Below are 26,947 nucleotides of genomic sequence, written 5' to 3' on the forward strand. Positions count from 1 at the left end.
AATTTTTTAGGCGACAGCTTGCGTCGTTTTTGAAGATTTTATCTCATTAAAACTTTTAAATTGAATGATCCTACTTACTAACGACACAATATGACGTGCCGAAATTTGTGTTTATTGAAAATTCCCCCAAATAATTTAAATTACTGTAATATTTTCCAATAGTTAAAACATTGCCAGCATCATCATTAACTTAAATGTACTATGTTGCAGGCAAAAAATTAAGACATCAGGAATAGCTTCAGCACCATGACCAATAATAACTTTTCACAAATCGCTTCTTTCATTTGGTCGGTGGCCGACTTGTTGCGTGGTGACTTCAAACAGTCGCAATATGGCCGCATCATTTTGCCATTTACACTATTGCGTCGTTTGGAGTGTGTGCTAGAAAGTAGTAAAGCAGCAGTGTTGGCGAAACATGAAGAAGTCGCCAAGATGAACCTACCCGAAGAAGCACAAGAAAAGTTTTTGTTGAGCGCCACCCAAGGTCTGGCTTTCTTTAATAGCTCACCCATGGATTTAAGTAAAATGGGGCAGAGCGATATTAAAGCGAACCTGAGTACTTATGTGCAAAGCTTTTCCAAAGATGCCCGTGAGATTTTTGAATACTTTAATTTTATCGAATTTGTCGGTTTATTGGATGATGCGAACCTGCTGTATAAAGTGGTACAGAAATTTGCGACAACCGATCTTAGCCCTAAAAGCATTTCCAATCATGACATGGGTTTGGTGTTTGAAGAACTGATCCGTCGTTTTGCCGAAGGCTCGAATGAAACAGCAGGTGAACACTTTACCCCGCGTGACATCGTGCGTTTGACTACAGCATTGGTCTTTATGGAAGATGACGATGTACTGACCAAAGATGGCATTATCCGTACCATTTATGACCCAACTTGCGGTACGGGCGGATTCTTATCATCAGGGATGGAATATCTACACGAATTAAACCCAAATGCTGTGATGCGTGCTTTTGGTCAAGAGCTGAACCCTGAGTCCTACGCCATCTGTAAAGCCGACATGCTCATTAAAGGTCAGGATGTAAGCCGAATCAAACTTGGCAATACCTTGTCGAATGACCAACTCGCATTGGATAAATTTGACTATATGCTTTCTAACCCACCTTTTGGTGTGGACTGGAAAAAGATCGAACAAGACATTAAAGATGAGCATGAGCACAAGGGCTTTAATGGTCGTTTTGGTGCAGGCTTGCCACGGGTGTCGGATGGTTCGCTACTGTTCTTAATGCACCTAATCAGCAAAATGCGCGATACCAACAGTACGGAAAGTGGTAGCCGTATTGGTATCATCCTCAATGGTTCGCCATTGTTTACGGGCAGTGCAGGCAGTGGTGAAAGTGAAATCCGTCGCTATATTTTAGAAGCGGACTTACTTGAAGCGATTATCGCTTTGCCAACCGATATGTTCTACAACACAGGCATTGCCACCTATGTTTGGGTACTTAGCAATAAAAAAGCCGCTGAGCGTAAAGGCAAAGTGCAGCTCATTAATGCGGCAAATCTCAGTACCAAAATGCGTAAGTCGCTCGGCTCAAAACGCAACTATTTAACTGAAACAGAAATTGCCACCATTACCCAAAACTACGGTGCGTTTGCTGCGGTAGATACTTTAGCCAGCGATGGTGAAAGTGAACAGCAAAAACCATTCTCCAGCAAAATTTTTAACAGTTATGAATTTGGCTATCGTCGTGTGACCATTGAACGTCCATTACGTTTGTCGGCACAAATGACCGACGATGCGATTGCGTCTTTACGCTTTGCACCAAAACCATTCAATGCCGTGATGCAAACCATTCATACACAATTAGGCACTGAATTTGGCACTGCATGGACAGAAGAAAATTACGGTCAATTGCAAGATGTTGCTACCGAAGTTCGTGCGCTGATTAAAGCCGAATTCCCTGAGTTAAAAGAAAAAGACATTAAAGATGTGCTAGATAGCAAAATTTGGTTATTTCAAAAAATGCTGATGCGGAAAGCCCAAGCCCTACAAGCGGTGATCGGTACAGCACAGTTTGATGACTTTAACCAGTTTGATGAGCAATTAAAAAATGCCTTAAAGCAGACCAGTATTAAGCTAGATGCCAAAGAGAAAAAACAACTGTTAGATGCGATTACTTGGAAAAACCCTGAAGCTGAGCCTGTGATTAACAAAGTGGTGAAACAAGCTGAAAACCCGTTATATGGTCAGTTTAACTACCAAGGCAAAGTGGTGGAGTTTGTGCAGGATGGGGATTTGCGTGATGCCGAGAATATTGCGCTGAATCCAGAAATTAGCACCACAGAATTGATTGAGTCTTACTTTAAGCGAGAGGTTCAGCCGCATGTAGCGGATGCTTGGATCAATGCCGATAAGCGTGATGAACAAGATGGCGAGATTGGTATTGTCGGTTATGAAATTCCGTTTAACCGCCATTTTTACGTGTACCAACCACCGCGTGACCTAGCTGAAATTGATGCAGATTTGGATGCAGTTAGCCGTGAAATTATGCAGCTTCTTCAAGAGGTGCATTCGTAATGGTGAATGCAGTAGCAAAGTATCAGAAATATGCTGAATATAAAGATTCAGGGGTTGAGTGGTTAGGTAAGATTCCGAGTCATTGGCATTTATTTTCTTTAAAAAGAGCAATTGATAAATGTACAAATGGTTTTTGGGGTGCTGAACCTGATGGTATTAATGATCTATGTGTTTTAAGGGTCGCTGACTTTGACAGAGATAATTTCAACATTAACCTTGATAAATTGACTTATAGATCAGTGCTTCCTAAAGAAGCTGAGAATAGGCTCTTAAAAAAGGGAGATCTATTAATAGAAAAATCAGGTGGTGGTGAAAAAACTCTTGTAGGTTGTGTCGTTCAATTTAATGAAGATTTTGATGCTATTACTTCAAATTTTGTAGCTAAGATGACTCCTAATAAAAATATGGAGAGTCGATTCTTAACATATGCTTTTGCTCATCTATATGCTGGCAGGGTGAACTATCCTGCTATTAAGCAAACGACAGGAATTCAGAATTTAGATTCAGAAGCGTATTTGATGGAAAATTTTTGTTTTCCATCGTTAATTGAGCAAACCCAAATCGCCAATTTCCTCGACCACGAAACCACAAAAATTGACAGCGTGATTGAAAAACAACAACAACTGATTGAGCTGCTTAAAGAAAAACGCCAAGCGGTGATTAGTCATGCCGTGACTAAAGGACTTGATCCAAATGTGCCGATGAAAGATTCAGGAGTGGAGTGGTTAGGGCAAGTGCCTGAGCATTGGAAAGTTATACAATTTAGAAGAATTACATCACTTTCTCAAGGGTTACAGATTCCCCAAAGTGAAAGACTACATGAACCAAATGATAATAGCGTTGAATACATAACAATCAAATCATTAAATGCAAAAGATGATGCTTATAAAGAGTATATTTATAAAGCATCGGATCGTGTTACTTGTGATAAGCATGACGTATTACTTGCTAGAACGGGGGCTACAGGTGAAGTTGTTACTAATATTAGTGGGGTATTTCATAACAACTTTTTCAAAGTTTCGTATTCGAGTGATATTTTAAGAGATTTTTTAGTATATCTTTTAAAAGTTAAAGAGCTGAAATCTCATTTACTTATGCTTGCAGGAACAACAACTATTCCTGATTTAAATCACGGGGCATTTTTGAGTACACACATTGCATTAGCATCTTTAAAAGAACAGCAAGAGATTATTGATTTCATTGACAATTATTTAGAACGAAGCATGATATTAGAAAACAAAGCTAAATCTGCCATTAAGCTTATGCAAGAACGCCGCACCGCACTTATTTCAGCGGCAGTCACAGGCAAAATTGATGTGCGAAACTGGCAAGCGCCTAATGCGACTGAGCGAGAAATGGAGGTCAGCACATGAGTCTAGATGCAACCCGTGAAAGTATTTTTCAGAATGACATCATTCAGCAGATGTTGGCTCAAGGTTGGCAGCTTGGCACACCACAAGGCTATAACCGCGAAAATGCCTTATATGAACAAGACGTTTTAGACTTTGTGCAGCAGACCCAAGCGCAGGACTGGCAGAAATTTCAGCGTATCTTTCCGCAGGATACTGAACGTCACTTTATTGATGCGGTCGTGGCACAGCTTAAAAAAGCTGACATCAATGCGACCGATGAACAATCACGTACCTATGGCACTTTAGGCGTATTACGACACGGTATTAAAACCCGTAGCACACGTTTTTTTCTGTGCCAATTTAAACCAGAGCATGCACTGAATCCCGACACATTAGCCAACTACAAAAACAACATTTGCCGCATTGTGCCTGAATTGGTATATAGCCCTTATGCGACTGCCAGTGAGTTACAAGCAACGGGCAAACAGGCAAAAAAGTGGCGCATTGATTTAGTCCTGTTTATTAACGGCTTTCCTGTAGCAACACTGGAACTTAAATCTGAGTTTAAACAGGCAGTGCAAAATGCCATGGCACAGTACAAACGTACTCGCTTGCCCAAAGACCCAGAAACCAATAAGCCTGAACCATTGCTGACCTTTAAACGTGGTGCATTGGTGCACTTTGCGGTGAGTCAGTACGAAGTCTATATGACAACCCAATTGGCAGGTGATAATACTTATTTCCTGCCATTCAATAAAGGGACGCACGAAGGCGGTTCAGGCAATGACGTACCTGAAGATACAAACCAATACGCCACAGCCTATTTGTGGAATGAAGTGCTCACACCCGCCAATTTATTGAATATCATTGGGCGTTTTGTGCATCTGCAAATTGAAGAAAAAGAAGATTGGGAAGGACGCAAGTACAAAAAAGAATTACTGATTTTCCCACGTTACCATCAGTGGAATGTGGTCACTAAACTGATTGATGCCGCCTTAGTTGAAGGCACTGGGCAAAAATATCTGATTCAACACAGTGCAGGTTCAGGAAAATCTAACTCAATTGCTTGGACAGCACACCAGCTCTCCACCTTGTACGATCAACATAATCAAAAGCTGTTTGATTCAGTGATTGTGGTGACAGACCGAACCATTCTTGATGCGCAGTTACAGGACACGATTTATCAGTTTGAACATGCCGATGGCGTGGTCGGACGCATCAATAATAAAGAAGGCGATGGCTCCAAATCGGAAAAACTGGCCAAGGCACTGGAAACCTCACAGCCGATTATCATTGTGACCATCCAGACTTTCCCCTTTGTGCTGCGTGCGATTGAAAACAGCACTAACCTGAAACAGCGACGTTATGCGGTGATTGCCGATGAAGCGCATTCTTCACAAAGCGGCTCTACGGCACGACAACTGAAAGAAGTGTTGATGCTGGAAGAGCGCGAAGAGGATGCAGAATTGTCCTCGGAAGACATTCTGGATGCGGTGGTGGCTGCACGTAAGGGCAGTAATAACCTCAGTTACTATGCCTTTACCGCGACACCGAAAGACAAAACTCTGCAACTGTTTGGTCGTGTACCCAATCCGGAACTACCGCCATCCAAGCAGAACAAGCCGGAAGCCTTCCATGTTTACTCCATGCGCCAAGCCATTGAAGAAGGCTTTATTTTGGATGTGCTGAAAAACTACACCAACTATAAAGTGGTGTATAAGCTCAAACAAAAAATTGAAGAAGCCGACAAACAGGTCGATGCCAAAAAAGCCAAGATCAGACTGAATCAGTGGGTGCGCCTGCATGACCACAACATTTCTCAGAAAGTGAAAGTCATTGTCGAACATTTTAAAAATAACGTGATGGGCTTACTCGGTGGGCAAGCCAAAGCCATGGTGGTCACCAGTTCACGTAAAGAAGCGGTACGCTACAAACTCGCTTTTGATAAATACGTGGCAGATCAGGGCTATACATCCATTCAAGCCATGGTCGCTTTTTCAGGTGAAGTTGAGTTTACCGACAAAGATGCCGACAGTAGCGGTTTAGTTGGACAGAGTTTTAATGAACGCAACATGAACCTAGGACTCAAAGGCAGAGAAATGCGCAAAGCCTTTGACAGTGATGATTATCAGGTCATGTTGGTCGCTAACAAGTTCCAAACGGGTTTTGACCAGCCAAAACTATGTGCCATGTACGTGGATAAAAAACTGGGTGGGGTGGAATGCGTACAAACCTTGTCACGTCTAAATCGAACCTACCCAGGTAAAGCAGAGTCGGGCACGTTTGTGTTGGACTTCTTTAATGCGCCTGAAGATATTTTGGCTGCGTTCCAACCGTATTACCAAACTGCAGAACTGGCAGATGTGTCCGATCCAGATCAGATTTTTGACCTGTTCGATAAACTGAAAGCGGCTAAGATTTTTCTGTGGAATGAAGTTGAACAATTTGTTGAAGCTTTTTTTAGCAAAAACAAATCCAATGCCGCCATTAGTAATATTTGCAAGCCTGCAGTGGAACGCTGGCAGAAGCGATATAGCCAAGCGGTTGAAGCCTATAACTCCACACGTGAAATGCTAGAACGCTGCAAGAAAACCAATGATGCGGTACTGATCGCCAATGCCGAAAATGCTTTTAAAGATGCCAAACTGGAAAAAGACAAACTGGAAATCTTTAAAAAAGACTTGGGTAGCTTCACGCGCTTTTATGAGTTTATGTCACAGATTGTGGATTACGATAATAAAGAACTGGAAAAGCTCAGCCTTTATGCACGTAATCTACGTCCATTACTGCGTGAAACGACAACACAGGATGATGAGGTTGACCTAAGTAACGTCAGCATGAGTCATTATCGTCTTTCTAAGATTCGACAACAGGATCTTAAACTGAAAGAAGATGCTGAGGATTCAAAGATTGAGCCAGGTAAAGACCTTGGTGCAGCCAAGCCACGTGACAAGAAAGAAGAATTTTTGTCACAGATTATTGAACGCCTGAATGAGGTTTTCATTACGGACAACCTGACCGATGGTGACATGCTGAATTATGCTTACACTGTCCGTGACAAGCTGGCAGAAAATGAAATTGTGATGAAGCAGATTGCCAACAATACCCGTGAACAAGCGATGCTCGGTGATTTCCCGAAAGCTATGGATGATGCCATTCTAGGCAGTAGTGCAGCGCATCAGGAACAGATGATGCAACTGCTGTCTGACCCAGCGAAGGCAGGTATGTTCGCACGAGTCATTTTTGATATGTTGAGTCATCGATGATTTTTTTGGCATTGGCGGTACAACAAGTCGTTTTATATCAATACTAAAGAGCCTAATCATCAAAGCTCTTTTATTGAAAGATAAGCATTGGTTATCGGGCAGTTGGAAACCAATGCATATAAAAAAACCATAGCTACACCTCGCAGCTATGGTTGCTTTGACTTGATCAAGATTAGAATGCGAACTCAGTGTATTCATATTTCAATGAGCTTTCACCGAATGGACGTAGCCAATAATCCGTGCCCACTAGATACATTTTCAGCTGGTTCAATTTGCTGCCTATTAGCGACTGATCTAGGTCATAAAAATTTAATGGTGCTATCGGCTCTGGGTAGGTATGAAACAGTGCCCGTACCAGTGTGGGATCAAGAAAGGGGAGTTGTCTAATATCGAGCTGCTCTGTAGTGCTGTACCCCACAAATGGCTGTAGATCCTGACACAAGATCGTTTCATTAAATGGCACAAAGTTAGTATCGTCCTTTTTGACAAAGAAGATCAAACGCTTCGTGAGTGTGCCATCTAAATGCATTTCCCATTTCGCAAGAATCGAAAAAACGTGATTGTTATTACGATTTTTCCATACTGCTTTGATGAGTGGCTGAGAAACTTCATTCAGAATATCAGTGTCTGTGTAGTCCTGAAACCCATCGCCATAAGCTCTAATCGTGGTATTTTGATCGAATCGGACTTGCTTCACTGTGATCGAGTAGATTTCAAACATCTTATTCGACTCGAAAATATTTCGCTCACAGAAACGATCATATTTGCTGCTCATCTGCTTGTATGAATTGATCCATCGTGTAGTTTTACTGCGTTGCTCACGGGTTTTCAGTTTAATTTTAAAGTCCTGCATAAAGTAATCGAACGCGTGTTCAAGTGCTGGGCTCACGAATCGAACACCCACCAAATTGTATCTTTGAAACATTGCATATAATAACTCCACAATTGGAAGCATCCTGCAATTGGGGATTCCAGGGTTGAAATACTGGTTACAGCTCATGTCATCTGAAAGTTCAAAGAATGATTGACCAAGTCTGGTAGGCGTGAACATAGTTTGATAATTGGAATCGGCTGCGTGGAGCGTTACAAGTTTTGATGTTTTTCGCTTTGCTAGTAACTTGGCGAAACTTTCATACACATCTAGCTGGCACCACTTAATTCTTGGTTGAACAGTCACGCCGACATTATGAGAGAATGCCTGCGTAATGTAATTTAATGCAATCAGTGAGTTGAGTCTATCTTGTGCGGTTTTCATCATTGTGACCTCAAGTTAAGAATTTGAATGAGTTGAAGGTTGGTGTTTGCGTGGTCTACCAGCATTCGATTTCTTTTTAACAACACGACTAATTTGGAATGAACGAGCCGCCTTCATGTTGGTGAACATAAAGTACTGATCAGTTTTGCAAATGTAGTCAAAGGTCTTGATGAGGTTTTCAAGCATTTGTTGATCGTTGTGGTGAAGCATCCCAATGGCAAGGTCTTTATATTTGTGTTTTTGCATGTTGCAGATAAATGTAGAGCCTTGACCACCACACAGCTTTTTCCAGTAATCTTTAATATATTGCCCAAGACTCATGTCCTGTTGATGTTTATTGCCATCAAAGAAGAAGTAAGCATGGACATGAAAGCCAGTCCGAACTGTATATTCAAAGCGCAAGATGTAGCCTTCAATATCGTTCAGAATTTTATTGTGGCGAGCATTATTTAAAAACTTGTTTACATAGTCCTTCAGTGCTTTCAGGTCATCTTTTGAATGAAGCTCACATAGGGTTTTATTCCGCATTTTAATGGTAATAGGGTCTCTAACCATTGAAAGATCGACACGAACAACCAGTACCTTAGAAAAGTTCGCTATCAAGCTTCGAATGAGCTGAATGCAACTCATTTTATTTCTGTTCAGGTTAGAGCGACGATCCGCCAATTTCTTTTTAATCTTAGGTAGTCTGAAATAAGCGCGAATCGATTCTATAAACCGATTGATGATGTCTACTTTTTCCTGAATGCTAGTCTGGTCAAAATAGTAATGTCCAAAAATATGAGGATTGCGAATAATCTCAGCATCTGTAGAGGTGAGTTGATCTCTTACCCATAGAAATGCTTCGATTTCAATGCCAAAGCTGCAGATCTTCTCATCAGGGAATGGTCTAACCATAATTTCAGCTAAATTGCATAATTGGTCTTGATACCAAGGCTTGATCATTAACTGATAAGCTCCCTGCTTCGATTTCAAGTGATTCGGGTTCCATTGAAAGCTCGCTACATCACCTTTGTGTTTGTTCACGAGAGAAACGAATGAAGCCGCCTTAATGAGAGGAGCTGAGTACATATCCATATCGTGGATAAACATGAAAGGTTGATTGTGCTCGTCGCAATAAAAATCAGTGCTTTTTAGAAGCTGCTTCTTCATTTGAAGGATGCTGAAATCATCTGCATCATAATTCAGGTTTAATTGATTAATGCTCATTGAGCTATATCTCCAGAAAATGTGCCAGAGATAGCCATGATTATTAAAGATGAGTCTTCCCTTGGACACTGTATTAGAGCAGTGTCCATCCATATACATTATTGAATATAAAGTATTTAGGTCATTACGCTATTGCTTGCTATGCAATAGCTCATCAGTATGTATTTAAGTAATCTGTTAATTATGTTACCTAAGTAAATGATTTAATACCTAAATTGCTCAATCAAAAATCTGCTATGATTCGTGGGAAGCGCAAACTTTAATGTATCGGCTACACAAACACGTGCAAAAAAATTGAATGTACGAAATTAGTCCGCTTAGACAGACTGATTACGCAACACAGCTTTAGACTCGATCCAGTCAAGCACTTCGCTTAGTCGCCAGCGACTTAGACGCCCTAATTTAATTGGCTGTGGAAAGGTTGGATCGTATCGTTTGGACTTTCGACTGAGTCGGTCATAAATTGTTGACCGTGACAGTCCTAGTAGTGTTTCGAGCTGTGCTCGGCTGATCATTCTTAACTCGGGGTTGTGAGTATCCATTGGTTACCTACCTAATTAAAAAGGTTAAAAATCACGTTGTCGGTATGAAGTGAGACAACGTAGAACCAATTTAGAAAATCAGGAGGAGGTTTAAAAACGAACTGCGTGGAGGAAAAATGCACTTTTACAAAAAAAGTGAAAAAAATTTATGCGGAGCCTTATTTTGAGGTCGTGGAGGCAATTTTACTTTGCCATTTGTAAGTAAAAAGGGGGCAATTTTTGAATGCTGTTGACAACTCAGGGGCTGGCTTTTAGGTAGCTCGCTTAACAATAGTTAGTGAGCTACTAATATCATCACACTCATCTAGTAAGCGAAACTGAATGGGTTGCAGCTGTTAGGCTATGTGTGAGCTGCTTGAAAGGTTGCTGACGTTTAAAACGCCCCAAATTGAAGAACTACAGGCATATCAGCTAGACACCTGACCTAAATTTAAAAAATAGGCATAGGCTTCAGGTCTCACTTAAAATTAAGCTTTCAAGTTTTTGTTTTAGTTCAGGATGTTTGTTTAAAAAAACTTTGGTATCTGGAAGAAAACTGTACACGTATTTAGGAGGCTTTGTTTTCAATTTAAACTTTTTTCTAAATACTTGCAGTCGCTGTAGTTTCAATTTCTCCAGAATTCGTAGTTTCAATCGGTTCAATCTGATATCCTTTTTACTTTCTTTCTTCTTTTTTTTTCTATTAATGTTTTCATTATCCTCAAATGTCCTAGCTTCAATGAGATTTTCGAGAATTTTTTTGTATTTAGATCGTAATCTGATCTGATTATTTTTAATTTCTTCCCACAATGCCTCTCCAAGGAATGGTCCGGGGTATATTACCTCTACTTCTTTACATCGCTGAGACTCAGGCACTCTACAATGCCTAAATTTTATACATTGCTGAGATTTTTTACACAGCTGAGATTTCTTACACTGTTCAGATTTCTTACACTCATTTTGTTCTTCGCACTGCTTAGATTCTACACACTCCTTAATTTCTTCTAATTTTAGACTTTCTATTTTATTTAGTGTTAAGGGATCGATTATTCTTATAAATCTTGAAGTTTTCTTCCTGCTTTTTTTTGAACTTGGCTTTCCATGTGAATAATTTAGAGGGGAGATATGCCTTATTTCGCGTTTATTCATTTGATAGATAACATTGCTATACTCAAATACAGTTGTTAGAGTCCATGGTACGATTTCTAAAATAATCGGATCTATATGAATAATTTGATCCAAGCCTTTGATCGCCATGTTATAGCGTGGTTCAAGGCTTTTATTCCATGACCACTGTCCTGATACTTGATTAATTTGATGAATGTTTTTCGTTAAATTATTGATAAATCTCTTATAATTATTTGAAAAGTCTCTTTGCAATTCAGGAAAAATAATTTTATTAATGTAATTGGTTAGAAACTCAAAACGTTCATAGTGATTTTTTTTAAGCTCGCGTATTTCTGCTGACGAAAGTTTCTTTTCAGGGTTTTCATTGAGTATATGTTGACTGTACGTTTTTAGTTCTTTGATATTATTTTGGGTGAGTCCCAATAATACCCAAAGTGATTCTTTGTTGTCTTTGTATTTTAGATAAAAATTTTCCAACCACGTCTTATATAAAGCATCCTTTAGTTTATTGAGATCATGAGATAGGTTACTTAACTGAATTTTTTCAATTTTATTTAATATTTCATGAATTCTCTGGAGATACTTATAGTCGGTAATTACATACTCTTGTTGTGGTTCTAGCTGAATTTCGGGTTCACTCACTGAATGGTCTTGTGTTAGGTTTTGCTGAGAATCTAGGTCTGAGTTTGATTGCTGCTCAGTTTGCAGATTTTTATCCTGAACTACATGCTTGAAACGTAAACCTTCAATATGATTTGCAAAAATTTTAAAGATGTATTTTCGCTGTTTTTCAATTTCCTGATCAGAGACATCTGTATCTAAGAGTTGATTGAAGTCTCTTATTGCGGATAGCAAATCATGAAAATGGGTTGGCAACATCTCATCGGGATGCTTGTGAATGACTGACTGATCTTCTACATGATATTTAATGGGACTCTCTCTTTTTTCTCGGTCGGCTTCCGATTCTTTGAAGATGCCTTGATCAAGTAATTCATACACCTCTTTTTTAAAAACCTGCATATTCGGTGCGGATAAAAGAGCAGGTTTTACGGTACGAAGTGGGGAAGCGAATGATGTTTGTAGGCGATAAAAAATATATCCCTCAATTTCGTTTACATACTCGATTGCTTGCTCACGTTCTGATTTTTGTGCGCTAGTAGAATTTTCTGTCATATTTATTCTCAGATTAATTTTGCCTCTAAATTATGTGCTGCTTGGGCTAGATTTCACTGTACAACATGTCAATTTTTTTGTACGGACTTGACATTTTTTTATTAATTATCAGTTGATTGCTAGGGTAGTGTTTTTGGGCGATATTTTCACTGTCCACTGGCTTCAAGTGCTGGGTATTTGCCAAGAAAAACAGCCAAAATTTCTACCCAAGTTGGCATGTTTTACTGCAGTTTGATCCTAAGCAAAACATGAGCGAGCACCCTAATAAATGTAACCGATATTCGATGAGTGTGCCAAGATTTTTGACTGAATTCCAGTGGGAGGTATCAATGAATTCGCTGATACCATATTGGATGGATAGACTAAATAAGCGGCTATTTGAAATATTTGTTTACAAATTGAGTGTCGGTTCTTATTCAATGTTGTTGGATGTTTTTGATCTGTCTAGGTCACTCTAAGTCATTCTTTATTATGAATTATCTTTTTGACATCGTGTGTTAAATATCAGTATATTTCTGTCATCCAAATAGCAAAGCTCTACTATTAGTGCAGGGCTTTACTGTAATGGTAAATGGCATTTTATTGGGTAGTCATTCATTCATGCGTCAAATTTGTGAGGTTTGGCTACCCTTGTGTAGTTGTTGTAGGACACGCGGAGGAGGAGGAGGAGGAGTTATGTGGCATGGCGGTTGGTGCACTGTGTTGCTGCCGAACCATGCAAGTTACAGGATGAGCGCACAGGGTTTCAGTCTAAGTTGATATCCGTGAACCACTTGTAGCTGTGTAAGCCGCATGAGAGTTGTGCTCTGTTGCATGACTTCATATTTTTTTACATTGGATCACGTCTGTACTGTATTCAGCTGGTGAGGCTGCGACATGTCTGGTGTGTTGTCAGTATATGTTGTGCTGTTCGGTATCTGTTTATGCCTTGTATAAACAGAGGAGTAGCAGCTGTTGTATTGTCTTGCAATTGCTTGTCCTTTGAGGGGGCTGAATGGCAATCAGGCAGTATGGGCTTCTTGGCGATTTATGCTAAGGTTTCGAAAACTAATTTTTATAGTGTGGATTTGCTGTGCGAACATTTCATGATGTACTCAATCCTGAAAAGGCGCTGATTTGGCGCATAGTTCATCGTGACAATATCCCTTGGATATTGGCGAATGGTCTGCATTGCAGTAACAGCAGTAAACTCAATGAACATTGGGTGCCAATTGGCAGTTCTGAGCTGATTGAAAAGCGTCAGCAGCATCGGGTTCCTGTGGGCACTGAGGGTGTGTTGGGTGATTACATTCCCTTTTATTTCACACCGTTTTCACCCATGCTACTGAATATAAAAAGTGGTCGCGGTGGTGTACGTCAGCGTGCGAATGATGAAATTGTAATCTTGGTTTCTAGTTTGCATGATCTTAAAAAACAGCAGATTCCTTTTGTTTTTACCAACAGCCATGCTTATTACCAATGGACTGAATTTTACACGGATTTATCCGACCTTGATAAAATTGACTGGTCAATTTTGCAGACACGAGATTTTAAACGGGATATGGATGACCCTGCGAAATTTGAGCGCTATCAAGCGGAAGCTTTAATTTATCAGCATTGCCCGACAGCAGCGTTGCTTGGAATGCTATGTTATAGTGAGCAGGTCAAAAGCCAATTAGAGTATTGGTTGCAACAAGCTAAAATCAATATTCCTGTGCATGCTCGACGAGGAGTGTATTTCTAATGATTCGATATACCACGGGTAATCTACTCGATGCACCTGTAGAAGCATTGGTGAACACTGTCAACACCGTGGGTGTGATGGGGAAAGGGATTGCCTTGATGTTCAAGGAGCGTTTCCCTAAAAATATGGCAGCGTATAGTCAGGCATGTAAAGCGGGTCAGGTTGTGACTGGTCAAATGTTCGTGACTGAGACTGACGAGTTAATTGGTGCGCGTTGGATTATCAACTTTCCGACTAAGCAGCATTGGCGTGACAAATCTAAAATTGAGTGGATTGATACAGGGCTACAAGCACTTAAAGCATTCATTATTGATCATCAGGTTAAATCTATTGCGATTCCGCCTTTGGGTGCAGGTAATGGTGGCTTAAGTTGGAGTGTGGTCAAGCCTCGAATTGAAGCTGCCTTGTCAGAGCTAGATGGGGTCGAAATCATCATATTTGAACCTACCTCCCAATATCAAAATGTTGCAAAGAAAACAGGGGTAACTCAACTGACACCTGCTCGTGCAATGATCGCTGAACTAGTGCGTCGTTATTGGGTTTTGGGGATCGAATGCAGTCTGTTGGAAATTCAAAAATTAGCGTGGTTTTTACAGCGGGCGATTGAAAAACAGAAATTGTCCAATGAGCTGAAGCTGAACTTTCAAGCGAATTTCTATGGCCCTTACGCTGTTAATTTAGGGCATTTACTGAATGCCTTGGATGGTAGTTATTTAAAATCAGATAAACGTATTCCTGATTGTGATCCACTGGACGTTATTTGGTTTAATGACCAACAGAAACAGAATGTGCAAACCTACCTTTTGACTGAAGCTAAAGGCTATATGGCTGCAGTAGATGAGGCTGCGACTTTAATAGAAGGCTTTGAGTCTCCCTTTGGCATGGAATTATTGGCAACCGTGGATTGGCTTATTCACAAAGAGGGGTGTCAAGCGAATGTTGATGCAATTCAGCAAGGGTTAGCACGTTGGCCAGCTGGTGAACGGTGGGCGCAGCGTAAACTGGACTTATTTAAACCAGAGCATATTCAGTATGCACTGGATAAACTCAATCACTTTGAGCCTACCCAGACGGCATAAGCAGTATTGCATCAGAGTTAAACAGACTTTGAAAATGCATTACAAAATTTAGCCCAATCATTCATTAATCCTTTACGCTTTTCCAGATAGGCACCACGTAAATAGGCGGCTTCCACTTCATCTGGTAATTTATGGGCAAGCACATGCTCACAGACTTCGCGTGGGTAATCGGTTTTGTCGGCTGACCAATCACGGAATGTGGAGCGAAATCCGTGTGTCGTGATTACTCGGTATTGTTTTGGATCAATATAGCCTAAGCCATTTTCTTTAAGCTTCTGCTCATGCATACGTTTGATCAACGTGGTCAGAGACATATCTGAAAGCATGCCATCGTTACGTGGAGACGGGAAAATAAAATCTGATGCCTTGGGATTAAAATGGATTGTATGCAATATTTCCAGTGCTTCTTGAGATAATGGTACGCGATGCTCTTTGTCTGCTTTCATGCGTTCTTTCGGTATAACCCAAATTTTTGATTTAAAATCAATTTCCTGCCAAGTCGCCCCGAATACCTCACCAGAACGGCACGCAGTTAAAATTACAAACTGTAGCGCTTTGGCTGAAATGCTTTGTTTTTGCTTTAGCTGATCTACAAATTCAGATACATGCTCGTAAGGCAAAGATGGGTGTGGTCGAGGGGTTTGCTTGAGATTACCTAAAATTGGTTCTAAATTGCCTTTCCATGCTGCAGGGTTATCTCCAACAAAATATTCCATTGCTTTTGCATAGTCAAAAATCATTTCTAAGCGACCACGGATGCGTCTAGCGGTCTCATTTTTATCGAGCCAAATTGCTTCCAGTACAGTAGCAATATCAATTTTATTGATGCTGGAAATGGGTCTGTGCCCTAGGGTTGGATATACATAGGTTTCTAGGGTTGTAGACCATTGTTGAATGTGCTTTTGGTTTTTGAGTTCTCGTGTTTTGTTGGCAATCACAATTTGCGCACAATCAATGAAGGTTTTTTCTCGCTGTTTCTGAATACGCAACTTTTCAAGTTCTTCTAGTTTCTGCTTAATTGGGTCGATGCCATTGCGGATTTGCTGCTTTAACTCTCTTGCTTTTTCTCTTGCCTCAGCCAAAGAAACTTCAGGATAGGGGCCTAGACCAATATCTCGACGATGGGTTTTAATTTTTCCGTGATCATCTATGCGCTGTCCAACAGAGACACGCAGTACCCATGATTTAGAATTATTGAAAATACGAAGATGTAAACCATCAACGCCACCTACTGCATGTCTACCATTTTCTTTTAATCTTGAAACGCTCAGTGCTGATAATTCTTTTGCTTTGATTGGCATAGTCTTTGTCCCACATACTGACCCACATAAAGTATTAGAAATGATTAAGCATTGCAAGATTATATCGGAATGTGTTTAATTTAATACTATGAAAAATATAAATATATTGTTTTAATTTGGATGTGGTAATACACTGCTTTTACGGACACCGCTTCCGCCAAATATCAATGACTTAGCCCTGACATATTCAGGGCTTTGTTGTTTCTAGGGTTATGCAACGTAAGCCTGTAGTAAGCAAAAAATATTTAATTTTGAAATACTAATTATCAAATTGCTTGAATTGTTTCTAATATATAAGATGTGCTTATCTTCAGAACAACAATTTAGAAGTTAAGTTATGGACATTTTTGAGTTTGTTAGTAGTTACAAGAATCACCCAGTTTTATTTGTGGGTACTGGTCTAAGTCTTCGATATTTAAATAACTCTTTTAATTGGGAAGGGCTTTTGAAGTATGTAGCTATTGATCTCTATGGCACCGATGAAAAATTTTATGATATGAAGAACAAGGTGCATAAGACCCATGATGGCATACGCGCCAACTTAAGGCTTAAATTGTTGAAATATATTATAATTATCGCTTGAAAAATAAAAAAGGTGGTTGTATTTATTAATGCGCTAACACAAAACACAACTACCGTGGCGTATCATGATTCATTTTCAACAGTTATTACAAGTACTTCCTTCAAATATTGAACAAATGGCGATCAATTGTAATGCTTTTCAACGGGCTAGAAAAATTAAATGTAAGCGTCCGCTGAACCCCATGCCTATTTTTTAATTTGAGTTGGATTTCCAGCGATGTGGCAGTAATTCTTCTATTTGGGTCGCTTTATGCGTCGGCAGCCTTTTCAGTACAGTAAGCATCCGCTGAACCCCATAGCTTTTTTTAATTCGATTCAGGTTTCCAGCGGTGCGGCAGCAATTCTTCAATTTGGGTCACTTTATGTGTCGGCAGCCTTTTCAGCACATCACTTAAATAGGCATACGGATCCAAGCCATTCAGCTTTGCTGACTGGATTAAAGTCATGATGTTTGCCGCTCGCTGACCACTGCGCAGCGAACCTGCAAACAGCCAGTTCTTGCGCCCCAACGCCCAGGGACGCATCTGATTCTCGACCCAATTGTTGCATATCGGTAGATTGCCATCATCCAGATAGCGGCTTAAGGCTGGCCAACGCTTCAGAGTGTAATTGATGGCCTTGGCGGTGGGAGAACTCGATGGCACCGTCAGATTATGTTGGTTGAGCCATTCATATAGTTGTTGCATCACCGGTTGGCTATGCTGTTGTCGGTATTCGCGGCGGTCTTCCGCTGTACCATCCGTCTTTTTCCTGAGTTCTGCTTCTATGGCATACAGTTTCTGAATCAGCACTAATGCCTGTTCAGCGACCTGACTTTTCCCGGTCACATGCAGTTCATGGAATTTACGACGTGCATGGGCCATGCAGCCCACCTCAATGACCTGGCCTGATTTGAAGCGTGCTTTATAACCACTGTAATCATCACAGACTAGATAGCCCTGCCAGCCTTTCAAGAACTCTGTCAACGGCAATTTAAAACTGACCCCTTTGATCTCGTATTAAGTTTCAACCTGTGGCTGAATCCCTATTCTTTTTTTATCCTTCAAACGATAACTCTCACCCGATGGAATTTAAAACTTTAAAGCCAGCATTAAAAAGTTTTATTGGTACTTTATTTGAAGATAATCCGTATCAATTCCAACCTGTTTTTCGAGGTTTTTATTTTACCAGTGCTTTACAGGAATGCAGCATCGAAAGCCCGATGACAGAAAGTATTGCACAAGAATTTCAACTGCAGCAGCTTGCAAGCCCTTTTCAGGACGAAGAAAAAAGTTCGATTGCCCCAAATCATGGTTATTTTTTACAAGGTTTGTTTTCCAATGTGATTTTGCGTGATCAACATTTGGTGAAACAACATATTAATCCTGCGAAAAAACGTCAGCGATATATGGCGTTTACTGCTGCATTACTTGGTGTTGGATTGTTGCTCAGTGTTTGGGTGTGGTCATATCGTCATAACCAACAACTCATTGCCGATGTTCAGGCAGACTTAGATCAAGTTATACGACTGGAAAAAACTTTTGGACAGGTTTTATCCACACAACTCGAAAGCTTATTAATTTTACAAGCACGTCTGCAACAGTTGGATGGGTTTTCCGAACAACGTCCACTTAAGTTCAGTTTTGGCTTATATCAGGGCAAGAAGTTACGCGAACAGCTCAAAGTTGAATATCTAAAAGGCGTTCAGCAGATTGTATTGTTGCCAACCCAGCAAAATATCGCGCAATACTTACAGCGTGTCCAACAAGATGCGGCAACACTCAAAGCGCATCATATACATGCAAAAACGCAGCAAGTTGCGAAAACTCAACCATATTTAGAGCCTTCCGTGCAAAATCCGCAAGATGCTTATAATGCGTTAAAGGCTTATTTAATGCTGACGAATCCTGAATATCGGGAGAGCAGTCATTTAAGTGATCAGATTTCACGTTTTTGGCGCACTTGGTTGGATGCCCATCGTGGAGAAATGCCACGTACGGACATGATTCAGCAGGCAGAAAAAATCCTGTCTTATGCCATGACACTCGCTCATCAGGACGATTTTCCTGTACTGGAAAGCGATGCACAAATGGTCGATCAAACTCGTCAAGTGCTGTTGTCGGTCATTCAGGGAATGCCTGCACGAGATCGGGTATATAACGAAATAAAAATGCGTGCAGCAGTACGTTTTCCTGCACTTACGGTCAGTCAAATTGTGGGGGAGCAACACAGTCGCATTGTTTTAGGCAGTCATGCTTTGCCTGGTATTTTTACGCAGCAGGCGTGGAATGAATATGTCGAACAAGCCATTGATCAGGTAGCCAATCAGCCAACGGACAGCAAAGATTGGGTGCTCAATAGTCATCAGTCGGATGATCTAACTTTTTCAGGAAGTCCTGAACAAATCCGTAAACAATTGCTGAGCTTGTATCAGCAAGAATATGTGAGTGAATGGAAGAAATTTCTAAATGGCATCCATTATGCAAAAACAGATCAGTTCAATCAGCAAGTGAAACAGCTTGATCTGTTGGGAGAGCCGCAAAACTCGCCAATTCGTAAGTTATTGCAACGTATTGCAGTGGAAACCAATTGGGATAATCCAATTGTGCAAGCTGAACTTGCTGTGCCTGAACAAGGATTTATGGCGTGGTTTAAAGACAAAGTGCTGCGTCAGTCTAATGACAAAGCTGCAGCACAGGCGACCCTAAAAGCGCAAGGTGCGATTTCCCAAGAATACCAAATGTTTTATCAATTGCTGCGTAAACGTGATGATTTACAGGATCAATCTCTGTTTGATGTGTATATGAACAACCTTGCACAGGTACGCAGCAAGTTAAATGATCTCCAAACGGCAGGGGAAATTGGACCAAGTGCAATGGCATTGTTCAAACAAACCATCCATGATCAAAACTCGGTCTTTAATACAACGCAAAAATATGTCGATGAAAAAATGATGGTGGGTTTAAAAGAGGCTGACCAACAATTATTACAAAAACTGTTGATGACACCGCTAACTCAATCTTTTGCAAGTTTAATTGTACCGACACAAGATGAAATTAATAAATTATGGCGTATTCAAGCCTATCAACCGTTTGCAACACATTTAGGTTAGAAATATCCATTTCATTCAGGGGGGACTTTACAGGCAACCAGTCAGGAAATGGGACAAATTTTTGGTGAAACAGGAAGTATTGCTGGCTTTGTCAAAGACACTTTAGATCCGTTGTTGATTCGTCGTGGTTATGTCTTAACTTCAAAAACATGGAAAGATTTAGGCTTAAATTTAAATCCTCAGTTTGTGATGGCATTTCCGCAATATGTTGCGCCAATTCATGGTATGGCAACAGGACGTTTAGATCAGCCTGCAACATCTGCTGTTTCAAATCAATCCAATTTCCAATTTTATCCATTACAGCACCCACAATTTTTATCGTATAGCATCGATATTGATGGTCAGCGAATGCAGTTTGAAAATGGAATTCAACAATGGGTCAACTTTGTGTGGCCCAATCCAGGCGCAATTCCCGGCGTGCGTATTAGTGCAATCGATTTAAAAGGTCAGTCGCATACTATTTTTGAAGCACCGGGCGAATATGGCATTAACCGTTTAATTGATGCTGCACAGCGCAAAGAGCAAAACGGTCACTTTGAAATGACTTGGGTCAGTAAAACGGAACCATCTTTATCTTTAAAAGTGAATTTCCGACTCATTAGCGGACATAGCTCGGGCAATATTGGTTCAAGTCGTGGTTATGTGGGGTTGCAGTTGGTCGATCAAGTCACCACGACCAAAGCACTTCTTGTGGTTGCTGCACAAACGACAGCAATGAGTCCCGCACAAACAGCGGCTACGCAGTCTAAAACTACAATGTCTGCACAAGTGGGAGGCGTTCCGCAATGATCAAGAGAAATAACACTTGGCAAAAGGCGTGGTGGGTATGCAAGCAGTAAAAACCGTACCTTTATATTATGGAAAAATACCTGCCCGTGGTGATTTTATAAAGTCTAAAGGGCAATCGGAACTCATTCAGCAGCTCGATCAGTGGATTAGTAATGCAATGGAACATGCCATGCAGAGCGCAGATTTTAAACAGCGTTATGCAACTTTGCCTGCTTTAGATTTTTTGATTGCCCATCCAGCAGAACCAATGTTTTTAGCTGTTAATTTAAAGGCGAGCCAAGATAGCTCGGGGCGGGCATTTCCAATGCTACTGGGTCAGTTGTTTGAGGTCGGAAATCCCAGTCAAAATTTGTTATTTGCGCCATTTTCTTACAAAGCTATTTGGACTGATTTATTGCAACGCAATCAGGTCTTAAGCAATATCTGTGATCCCAATATGTCATTTGAACTGTTGAATCAATTGCCGAATAGGGTTCAACTTTTGAGTGCAGAAGAATACCAAGACTTTTATGAAAAACACAGCACGCATTCATTGGCACAATTAATGAAAATCAGTGTCAATGACTTGGCTCAGAGTATGATTGGGTTGGGACTTTTACTGCAACCCGTCCTCAAAAATGGCACTCGTCGTTTAAACAAAGTGATGATTTTACCGCTGAATCATCCGCGATATTGCTTTGAAATCGCAGCATTTTGGATGGGCATGATCGGGCGGTTTTTAGGCGCGCATCATACTGAAATTTTGCTGGGGATACTACATTTTGAGGCACCCATTTTGATCATTGATTTTCAGGGGGCTGATGTCATGACGCTGCGCGATCTATTTATTCAAAATATGCAGGGTGAACATTGGGTTTCTTTAATTCAAGCCACTTGGATTGATGCTTATTTAGAACAAAATGCAGGTCTTGCAACATTGGAACAATTACTTTGTCAGCGGCAGTTAAATCTTAACCAAGCATTAAAGCTGTTTAGACAAACTTTTTTAGATGAATAAATATGAAAAATAATCAAAAACGTATTCGCGTAAGTCTACTTATTGGCTTGTGTTTTTTAGTCCAAAGTCATTTGATCTATGCAGCGCCCATTGTTATAGAAGGTGTGGTGCCAAACGAAGCAAGTAAACAAGCCATTTTGGCGAAAATGCAAGCTGTGTATGGTGAATCGCAGGTGTTAGATAAAATTCAAGTCCGTGCAGTTGCTGCACCGAATGGTTGGGATGATTCAGTCACTCGTATGATTACAGCAGAGTTAAAAAAGATTTCTCAAGGGCAGTTACGTGTGAAAGGGACTCAAGTTGATTTGAAAGGAAAAGTGAATGCTGCTCATCAAATTCAAGCCACGACAGCAAATTTTCAGGCTTTGGTACAGCAGCCTTATCGTTTGAACACACAGCTTTCGGGGAGTCAGTATGAACAAAAAATGCTGGATGCTGCGCTCAAAAACAGGATTGTTGAGTTTGAATCGGGCAGTGCAATTTTGACTGACGTAGGGCAAAAAATTCTGGATGAAATGGCTGTGGCATTGAAGCAAGTTGGCACCCAAAAAGTGAAAATTGTTGGACATACAGACAGTTCGGGCGATGCGCATAAAAATATAGTGTTAAGCCAATCACGTGCAGGCGCGGTAAAAAATTATTTGATCGATAAAGGTATTGCGATAACGCATTTAAGCACCGAAGGTCAAGGTTCTAATCAGCCTGTCGCAGACAATACAACGCCACAAGGACGTAAGAAAAATCGACGTATTGAATTTGAGGTGCTTTGATTAGTTGATATTGAGCAAGGCGGAAGTTGAGCGTCATGTCCTGATCTTTAGAGCATCTGTGTGTAAACAGATGGCATAGAAAATAAAAACAGCATCAATCATTCAGTAATTTCCACAGTGAGAGTGCTTTGTGCAATTTAAAGCACGAATCTTGAATACATTGATCTGAAATAGAGGCTTTAAATCAACATTCGGAAGTTTTACTGCCGAAACGCGCCAAGAAAACCATTTTCCATCTAGCTGATTATGGCATTTCACAGTAGAATATGCGCTCTCTTCAAGTCACATTGTGGCATGGTCCAAAAGATCAGCCCGTGGAGCCAAAATCAGCATGTTTATCGTTGCCGGTGCACCTGCACATTCATCTTTTAAGAAAACTCAACTCTTAAACCGTTTAGCGTCAATGAGTTCTGTTCAATCTTTCGATAGCCAATGGGTTTATTTATTTGACCAAGCGCTCGACGAGCAACAACAGCAATCTGCTTTACAGCTTTTAAACGATGGTGCATCTTTTGAATTACGCCAAGCTGCAAGTGATGAAGTTCAAATTTTAGTGACACCACGTGTGGGCACAATTTCTCCTTGGTCATCAAAAGCAACCGATATTTTTGCCAACTGTAATACGCCTGTACACCGCCTAGAACGCGGTGTTTTGTTTACCTTAAAAGGTATTACAGACGTTTCAAACGAAGTAAAACAAGTATTGCATGACCGCATGACCGAAAGTGTGTTTAACCACATTAACGATGCTGCAGCGTTATTTGTTGAAACTGAACCAAAACCTTTAAATAGCATTGATATTTTGGGTGAAGGCAAAGCGGCATTGGTAAAAGCCAACAGTGAGTTTGGTTTTGCCTTGTCTGATGAAGAAATTGATTATTTAACCGAAGCATTTATCAAGTTAGGCCGTAATCCGCATGACATTGAATTGATGATGTTTGCACAAGCCAACTCTGAGCACTGCCGTCACAAAATCTTTGGTTCTGAATGGACAATTGATGGCGAAGTACAGCCATTGTCATTGTTCCAAATGATCAAAAATACTTATAAAGAATCACCAACAGATGTATTGTCGGCTTATAAAGACAACGCTTCGGTGATTGTTGGTTTTGACACGCAGCGTTTCTATCCGAAAAAAGATGCTGCAACAGGTCACTACGTTTATAAATATAAGAGCCAAGCTGCCCACATTCTAATGAAAGTGGAAACGCACAACCACCCAACTGCAATTGCACCATTTGCAGGTGCTGCGACAGGTTCGGGTGGTGAAATCCGTGATGAAGGCGCGACAGGTCGTGGTGGTAAACCAAAAGCAGGTTTAACAGGCTTTACAGTATCGAATTTAAATATTCCTGGTTTTGAACAGCCTTGGGAAGAAAACTATGGCAAGCCTTCACGTATGGCATCGCCATTACAAATTATGATTGAAGGCCCATTGGGCGGTGCAGCGTTTAACAACGAATTTGGTCGTCCTGCGTTAAATGGTTACTTCCGTACTTTCGAGCAAAACGTGAATGGTGAAGTAAAAGGCTTCCATAAACCAATCATGATTGCAGGTGGTTACGGCAACATTCGTCCAGACCATGTCGAAAAAGACCCAATCCAGCCAGGCGATTTATTAATCGTTTTAGGCGGCCCTGCGATGTTGATCGGTTTAGGCGGTGGCGCTGCATCTTCTGTAGATAGCGGAACCATGGGTGAAAACCTTGACTTTGCTTCAGTACAACGTGAAAACCCAGAAATGGAACGTCGTTGCCAAGAAGTAATTGATACGTGCTGGCGTTTGGAAGATGCTAACCCAATCGTATCAGTGCATGACGTGGGTGCAGGTGGTATTTCGAACGCAATGCCTGAGTTGGTGAATGATCACGAACTAGGTGCTGTACTTGATTTGCGTAAGATTCCGTCTTTAGAACCAGGCATGTCACCAATGGAAATTTGGTCAAACGAAGCGCAAGAGCGTTATGTATTGGCCATCCGTCCAAGTTCTTTAGAATTATTTGAATCAATCTGTGCGCGTGAGCGTTGTCCGTTTGCAGTATTGGGTGAAGCGACAGAAGCGCGTCATTTAACGGTTGAAGATCCACTGTTCAATAACAAAGCTGTAGATATGCCAATGCAGGTCTTGTTAGGTGGTACGCCACGCATGAGCCGTTCTTATGAAAGCATTGAGCGTCAAGGTGATGATTTTGATGCAGCTCAAGTTACTGATCTGAAAGATGCGATTTACCGTGTCATCAAGAATCCAACTGTTGCTTCTAAATCATTCCTAATCACGATTGGTGACCGTTCAATTACAGGTATGGTTGCACGTGATCAGTTGGTTGGCCCATGGCAGGTGCCTGTTGCAGATGCAGCAGTAACCACTACCAGCTTGCAAGGCTTTACAGGTGAAGCAATGGCGATGGGTGAACGTCCACCTGTAGCTTTATTAAACCCTGCAGCATCTGCGCGTTTGGCAGTGGCAGAATCTATTTCCAATATCATGTCAGCCAAAATTGACCAGATCAGCGACATTAAATTATCTGCAAACTGGATGGCAGCAGCAGGTCAAAAAGGCGAAGACCAAGCTTTGTTTGAAGGTGTAAAAGCCATTGGTATGGAAATGTGTCCTGCGCTAGGAATTGCAATTCCAGTAGGTAAAGACTCATTGTCTATGCGTACCACTTGGAATGACGAAGGTGTTGATAAATCTGTAACTTCACCAATGTCAGGTGTAATTACTGCATTTGCACCAGTGACCGATGTACGTAAAACACTAACCCCTGAATTGAAAAATACCGATTCAGTATTGGTACGTATTGACTTGTCTAAAGGTCAGTTCCGTTTAGGCGGTTCAATTTTAGCGCAAGTGTATAAAGCTATTGGTTCAGTAACACCAGATGTCGATAACTTTGACGAATTCAAAGCATTCTTTGCTTTGGTACAAGACTGGAATAACCGTGGCTTGATTCAAGCTTATCACGACATTGGTGATGGTGGTTTATTGGCAACTGTAACAGAAATGATGTTCGCTTCACGTTTAGGTGTGGCGTTAGAAGATCAATCTGTTGCGGCATTGTTTGCTGAAGAAATTGGTGCAGTACTACAAATCTCTAAAGCAGACTGGGCTAACTTAGCTGCTGAAGTTGCTGCATCTACTTTGAAAGATGCGATTTCGGTAGTCGGTACAGTTAATAGCACAGACCAACTTGCTGTAAATGGCTTGGTGCTTGAACGTGCCGATTTGCAAGCGGCTTGGAGTGAAGTATCACACCAAATCCAGCGTTTACGTGACAACTCAGAAACTGCTGATCAAGAATTTGCTTTGATCACAGACAAAAACCACAAAGGCTTAATTGCTCAACCGACATTTGACTTAAATGAGCCAGTTGAAGCGCCATACATCAACACACGTCGTCCTAACATGGTGATTTTACGTGAACAAGGCGTAAACGGTCATGTAGAAATGGCGGCAGCATTTGACAAAGTCGGCTTTAACACCGTTGACGTACACATGAGTGACTTGCTTGCAGGGCGTGTCGATTTAGACGACTTTGAAGGCTTGGTTGCGTGTGGTGGTTTCTCTTACGGTGACGTCTTAGGTGCGGGCGGTGGCTGGGCAAAGTCAGTCTTGTTTAACCCGAAATTACGTGACCAGTTTGAGAAATTCTTTAACCGTCAAGAAACATTCTCACTGGGTATCTGTAACGGTTGTCAAATGTTGTCACAATTAGCACCACTCATTCCAGGTGCAGAAGCGTGGCCACGTTTCCATCGTAATACCTCAGAAGTGTTTGAAGCGCGTAGCGTTAATGTACGCGTGGAAAAATCGAATTCTGTATTATTGCAAGATATGGAAGGCTCGATTTTACCAATCGCGGTGGCGCATGGCGAAGGTCGTGTCGTTGCACCTGAAGCTAATTTGGCAGCCTTAAATGCAGGTAACCAAGTGATTTTACGTTATGTCGATAGCCACGGAAATGCGACTCAACATTATCCAATGAACCCGAATGGTTCGCCAGAAGGTATTTCAGGCGTAACTTCAAAAGATGGTCGTGCAACAATTATGATGCCGCACCCTGAACGTAATTTCCGTGCGCTTCAACATTCTTGGAAACCTGAAGAATGGACTGAAGATGGTGCATGGTTACGTATGTTCCGCAATGCGCGTAAATTTATTGGTTAAGATTTCACTCG

General features: G+C 41.0%; 13 protein-coding genes and 2 pseudogenes. 9 read left to right on the forward strand and 6 right to left on the reverse strand.

Annotated features, from left to right (window positions below):
* Positions 1 to 246 precede the first annotated feature (246 nt).
* The 3 genes from FTT70_RS09855 to FTT70_RS09865 are packed head-to-tail and all read left to right on the forward strand — an operon-like array spanning position 247 to position 7,150.
* The gene (locus FTT70_RS09855; protein ID WP_180168586.1) at positions 247 to 2,532 is read left to right on the forward strand and encodes a class I SAM-dependent DNA methyltransferase; all 2,286 of its coding nucleotides are present in this window, start codon (positions 247 to 249) and stop codon (positions 2,530 to 2,532) included.
* Entirely contained in the window at positions 2,532 to 3,905 is a 1,374-nt protein-coding gene (locus FTT70_RS09860) for a restriction endonuclease subunit S (protein ID WP_180168587.1), read from the forward strand. The genes FTT70_RS09855 and FTT70_RS09860 overlap by 1 nt, the downstream gene beginning before the upstream one ends.
* On the forward strand, positions 3,902 to 7,150 hold the full coding sequence (locus FTT70_RS09865) for a type I restriction endonuclease subunit R (protein ID WP_180168588.1): 3,249 nt from the start codon (positions 3,902 to 3,904) through the stop codon (positions 7,148 to 7,150). The genes FTT70_RS09860 and FTT70_RS09865 overlap by 4 nt, the downstream gene beginning before the upstream one ends.
* A gap of 172 nt (positions 7,151 to 7,322) precedes the next feature.
* Here FTT70_RS09865 and FTT70_RS09870 read toward each other — a convergent pair whose 3' ends face one another.
* The 4 genes from FTT70_RS09870 to FTT70_RS09885 all read right to left on the reverse strand — a co-directional run bounded on the left by FTT70_RS09870 (position 7,323) and on the right by FTT70_RS09885 (position 12,436).
* The gene (locus FTT70_RS09870) at positions 7,323 to 8,408 is read right to left on the reverse strand and encodes a hypothetical protein (RefSeq protein ID WP_180168589.1); all 1,086 of its coding nucleotides are present in this window, start codon (positions 8,406 to 8,408) and stop codon (positions 7,323 to 7,325) included.
* A 12-nt stretch (positions 8,409 to 8,420) separates the two neighbouring features.
* Positions 8,421 to 9,614: an inovirus-type Gp2 protein gene (locus tag FTT70_RS09875; protein ID WP_180168590.1), complete on the reverse strand. Its 1,194-nt coding sequence runs from the start codon at positions 9,612 to 9,614 to the stop codon at positions 8,421 to 8,423.
* A gap of 317 nt (positions 9,615 to 9,931) precedes the next feature.
* Entirely contained in the window at positions 9,932 to 10,156 is a 225-nt protein-coding gene (locus FTT70_RS09880; RefSeq protein WP_180168591.1) for an AlpA family transcriptional regulator, read from the reverse strand.
* A 450-nt stretch (positions 10,157 to 10,606) separates the two neighbouring features.
* Complete coding sequence (locus FTT70_RS09885; protein WP_180168592.1) at positions 10,607 to 12,436, reverse strand: hypothetical protein; 1,830 nt, start codon at positions 12,434 to 12,436, stop codon at positions 10,607 to 10,609.
* 1,072 nt (positions 12,437 to 13,508) lie between these two features.
* Between FTT70_RS09885 and FTT70_RS09890 the strand changes: the two genes are divergently transcribed.
* Positions 13,509 to 14,159 carry a DUF4433 domain-containing protein gene (locus FTT70_RS09890; RefSeq protein WP_004972057.1) on the forward strand — a complete coding sequence of 217 codons (651 nt, stop codon included), beginning with the start codon at positions 13,509 to 13,511 and terminating at the stop codon, positions 14,157 to 14,159.
* Positions 14,159 to 15,238: a macro domain-containing protein gene (locus FTT70_RS09895; RefSeq protein WP_004972055.1), complete on the forward strand. Its 1,080-nt coding sequence runs from the start codon at positions 14,159 to 14,161 to the stop codon at positions 15,236 to 15,238. The genes FTT70_RS09890 and FTT70_RS09895 overlap by 1 nt, the downstream gene beginning before the upstream one ends.
* 17 nt (positions 15,239 to 15,255) lie before the next feature.
* Here the strand turns inward: FTT70_RS09895 and FTT70_RS09900 are convergent, their stop codons facing one another.
* The gene (locus tag FTT70_RS09900; RefSeq protein WP_180168601.1) at positions 15,256 to 16,539 is read right to left on the reverse strand and encodes a site-specific integrase; all 1,284 of its coding nucleotides are present in this window, start codon (positions 16,537 to 16,539) and stop codon (positions 15,256 to 15,258) included.
* Between the two features lie 887 nt (positions 16,540 to 17,426).
* A pseudogene (locus FTT70_RS09905) lies at positions 17,427 to 18,080 on the reverse strand (IS66-like element ISAba25 family transposase); the annotation flags it as partial.
* A gap of 101 nt (positions 18,081 to 18,181) precedes the next feature.
* Here FTT70_RS09905 and FTT70_RS09915 point away from each other — a divergent pair.
* The 4 genes and pseudogenes from FTT70_RS09915 to purL all read left to right on the forward strand — a co-directional run.
* Positions 18,182 to 21,001 (forward strand): annotated as a pseudogene (locus tag FTT70_RS09915) (ImcF-related family protein); the annotation flags it as partial.
* Positions 21,002 to 21,038: 37 nt separating this feature from the next.
* A complete protein-coding gene (gene tagF, locus FTT70_RS09920) occupies positions 21,039 to 21,998 on the forward strand; it encodes a type VI secretion system-associated protein TagF (protein ID WP_180168602.1) in 960 nt (319 codons plus the stop codon).
* Positions 21,999 to 22,000: 2 nt separating this feature from the next.
* Positions 22,001 to 22,768 (forward strand): OmpA family protein, encoded by a 768-nt coding sequence (locus FTT70_RS09925; protein WP_180008701.1) that lies wholly within the window; start codon positions 22,001 to 22,003, stop codon positions 22,766 to 22,768.
* Positions 22,769 to 23,099: 331 nt separating this feature from the next.
* A complete protein-coding gene (purL, locus tag FTT70_RS09930; protein ID WP_179988931.1) occupies positions 23,100 to 26,936 on the forward strand; it encodes a phosphoribosylformylglycinamidine synthase in 3,837 nt (1,278 codons plus the stop codon).
* The last annotated feature ends 11 nt before the right edge of the window (positions 26,937 to 26,947 follow it).

The sequence above is a fragment of the Acinetobacter sp. YH01003 genome (assembly GCF_013420525.1).
Lineage (GTDB): Bacteria > Pseudomonadota > Gammaproteobacteria > Pseudomonadales > Moraxellaceae > Acinetobacter > Acinetobacter towneri.

Excerpts from the sequence above, each read along its gene's own strand:
- FTT70_RS09855 (WP_180168586.1), top strand. The coding sequence starts at position 247 with ATGACCAATAATAACTTTTCACAAATCGCTTCTTTCATTTGGTCGGTG.
- FTT70_RS09860 (WP_180168587.1), top strand. The coding sequence starts at position 2,532 with ATGGTGAATGCAGTAGCAAAGTATCAGAAATATGCTGAATATAAAGAT.
- FTT70_RS09865 (WP_180168588.1), top strand. The coding sequence starts at position 3,902 with ATGAGTCTAGATGCAACCCGTGAAAGTATTTTTCAGAATGACATCATT.
- FTT70_RS09870 (WP_180168589.1), bottom strand. The coding sequence starts at position 8,408 with ATGATGAAAACCGCACAAGATAGACTCAACTCACTGATTGCATTAAAT.
- FTT70_RS09875 (WP_180168590.1), bottom strand. The coding sequence starts at position 9,614 with ATGAGCATTAATCAATTAAACCTGAATTATGATGCAGATGATTTCAGC.
- FTT70_RS09880 (WP_180168591.1), bottom strand. The coding sequence starts at position 10,156 with ATGGATACTCACAACCCCGAGTTAAGAATGATCAGCCGAGCACAGCTC.
- FTT70_RS09885 (WP_180168592.1), bottom strand. The coding sequence starts at position 12,436 with ATGACAGAAAATTCTACTAGCGCACAAAAATCAGAACGTGAGCAAGCA.
- FTT70_RS09895 (WP_004972055.1), top strand. The coding sequence starts at position 14,159 with ATGATTCGATATACCACGGGTAATCTACTCGATGCACCTGTAGAAGCA.
- FTT70_RS09900 (WP_180168601.1), bottom strand. The coding sequence starts at position 16,539 with ATGCCAATCAAAGCAAAAGAATTATCAGCACTGAGCGTTTCAAGATTA.
- tagF (WP_180168602.1), top strand. The coding sequence starts at position 21,039 with ATGCAAGCAGTAAAAACCGTACCTTTATATTATGGAAAAATACCTGCC.
- FTT70_RS09925 (WP_180008701.1), top strand. The coding sequence starts at position 22,001 with ATGAAAAATAATCAAAAACGTATTCGCGTAAGTCTACTTATTGGCTTG.
- purL (WP_179988931.1), top strand. The coding sequence starts at position 23,100 with ATGTTTATCGTTGCCGGTGCACCTGCACATTCATCTTTTAAGAAAACT.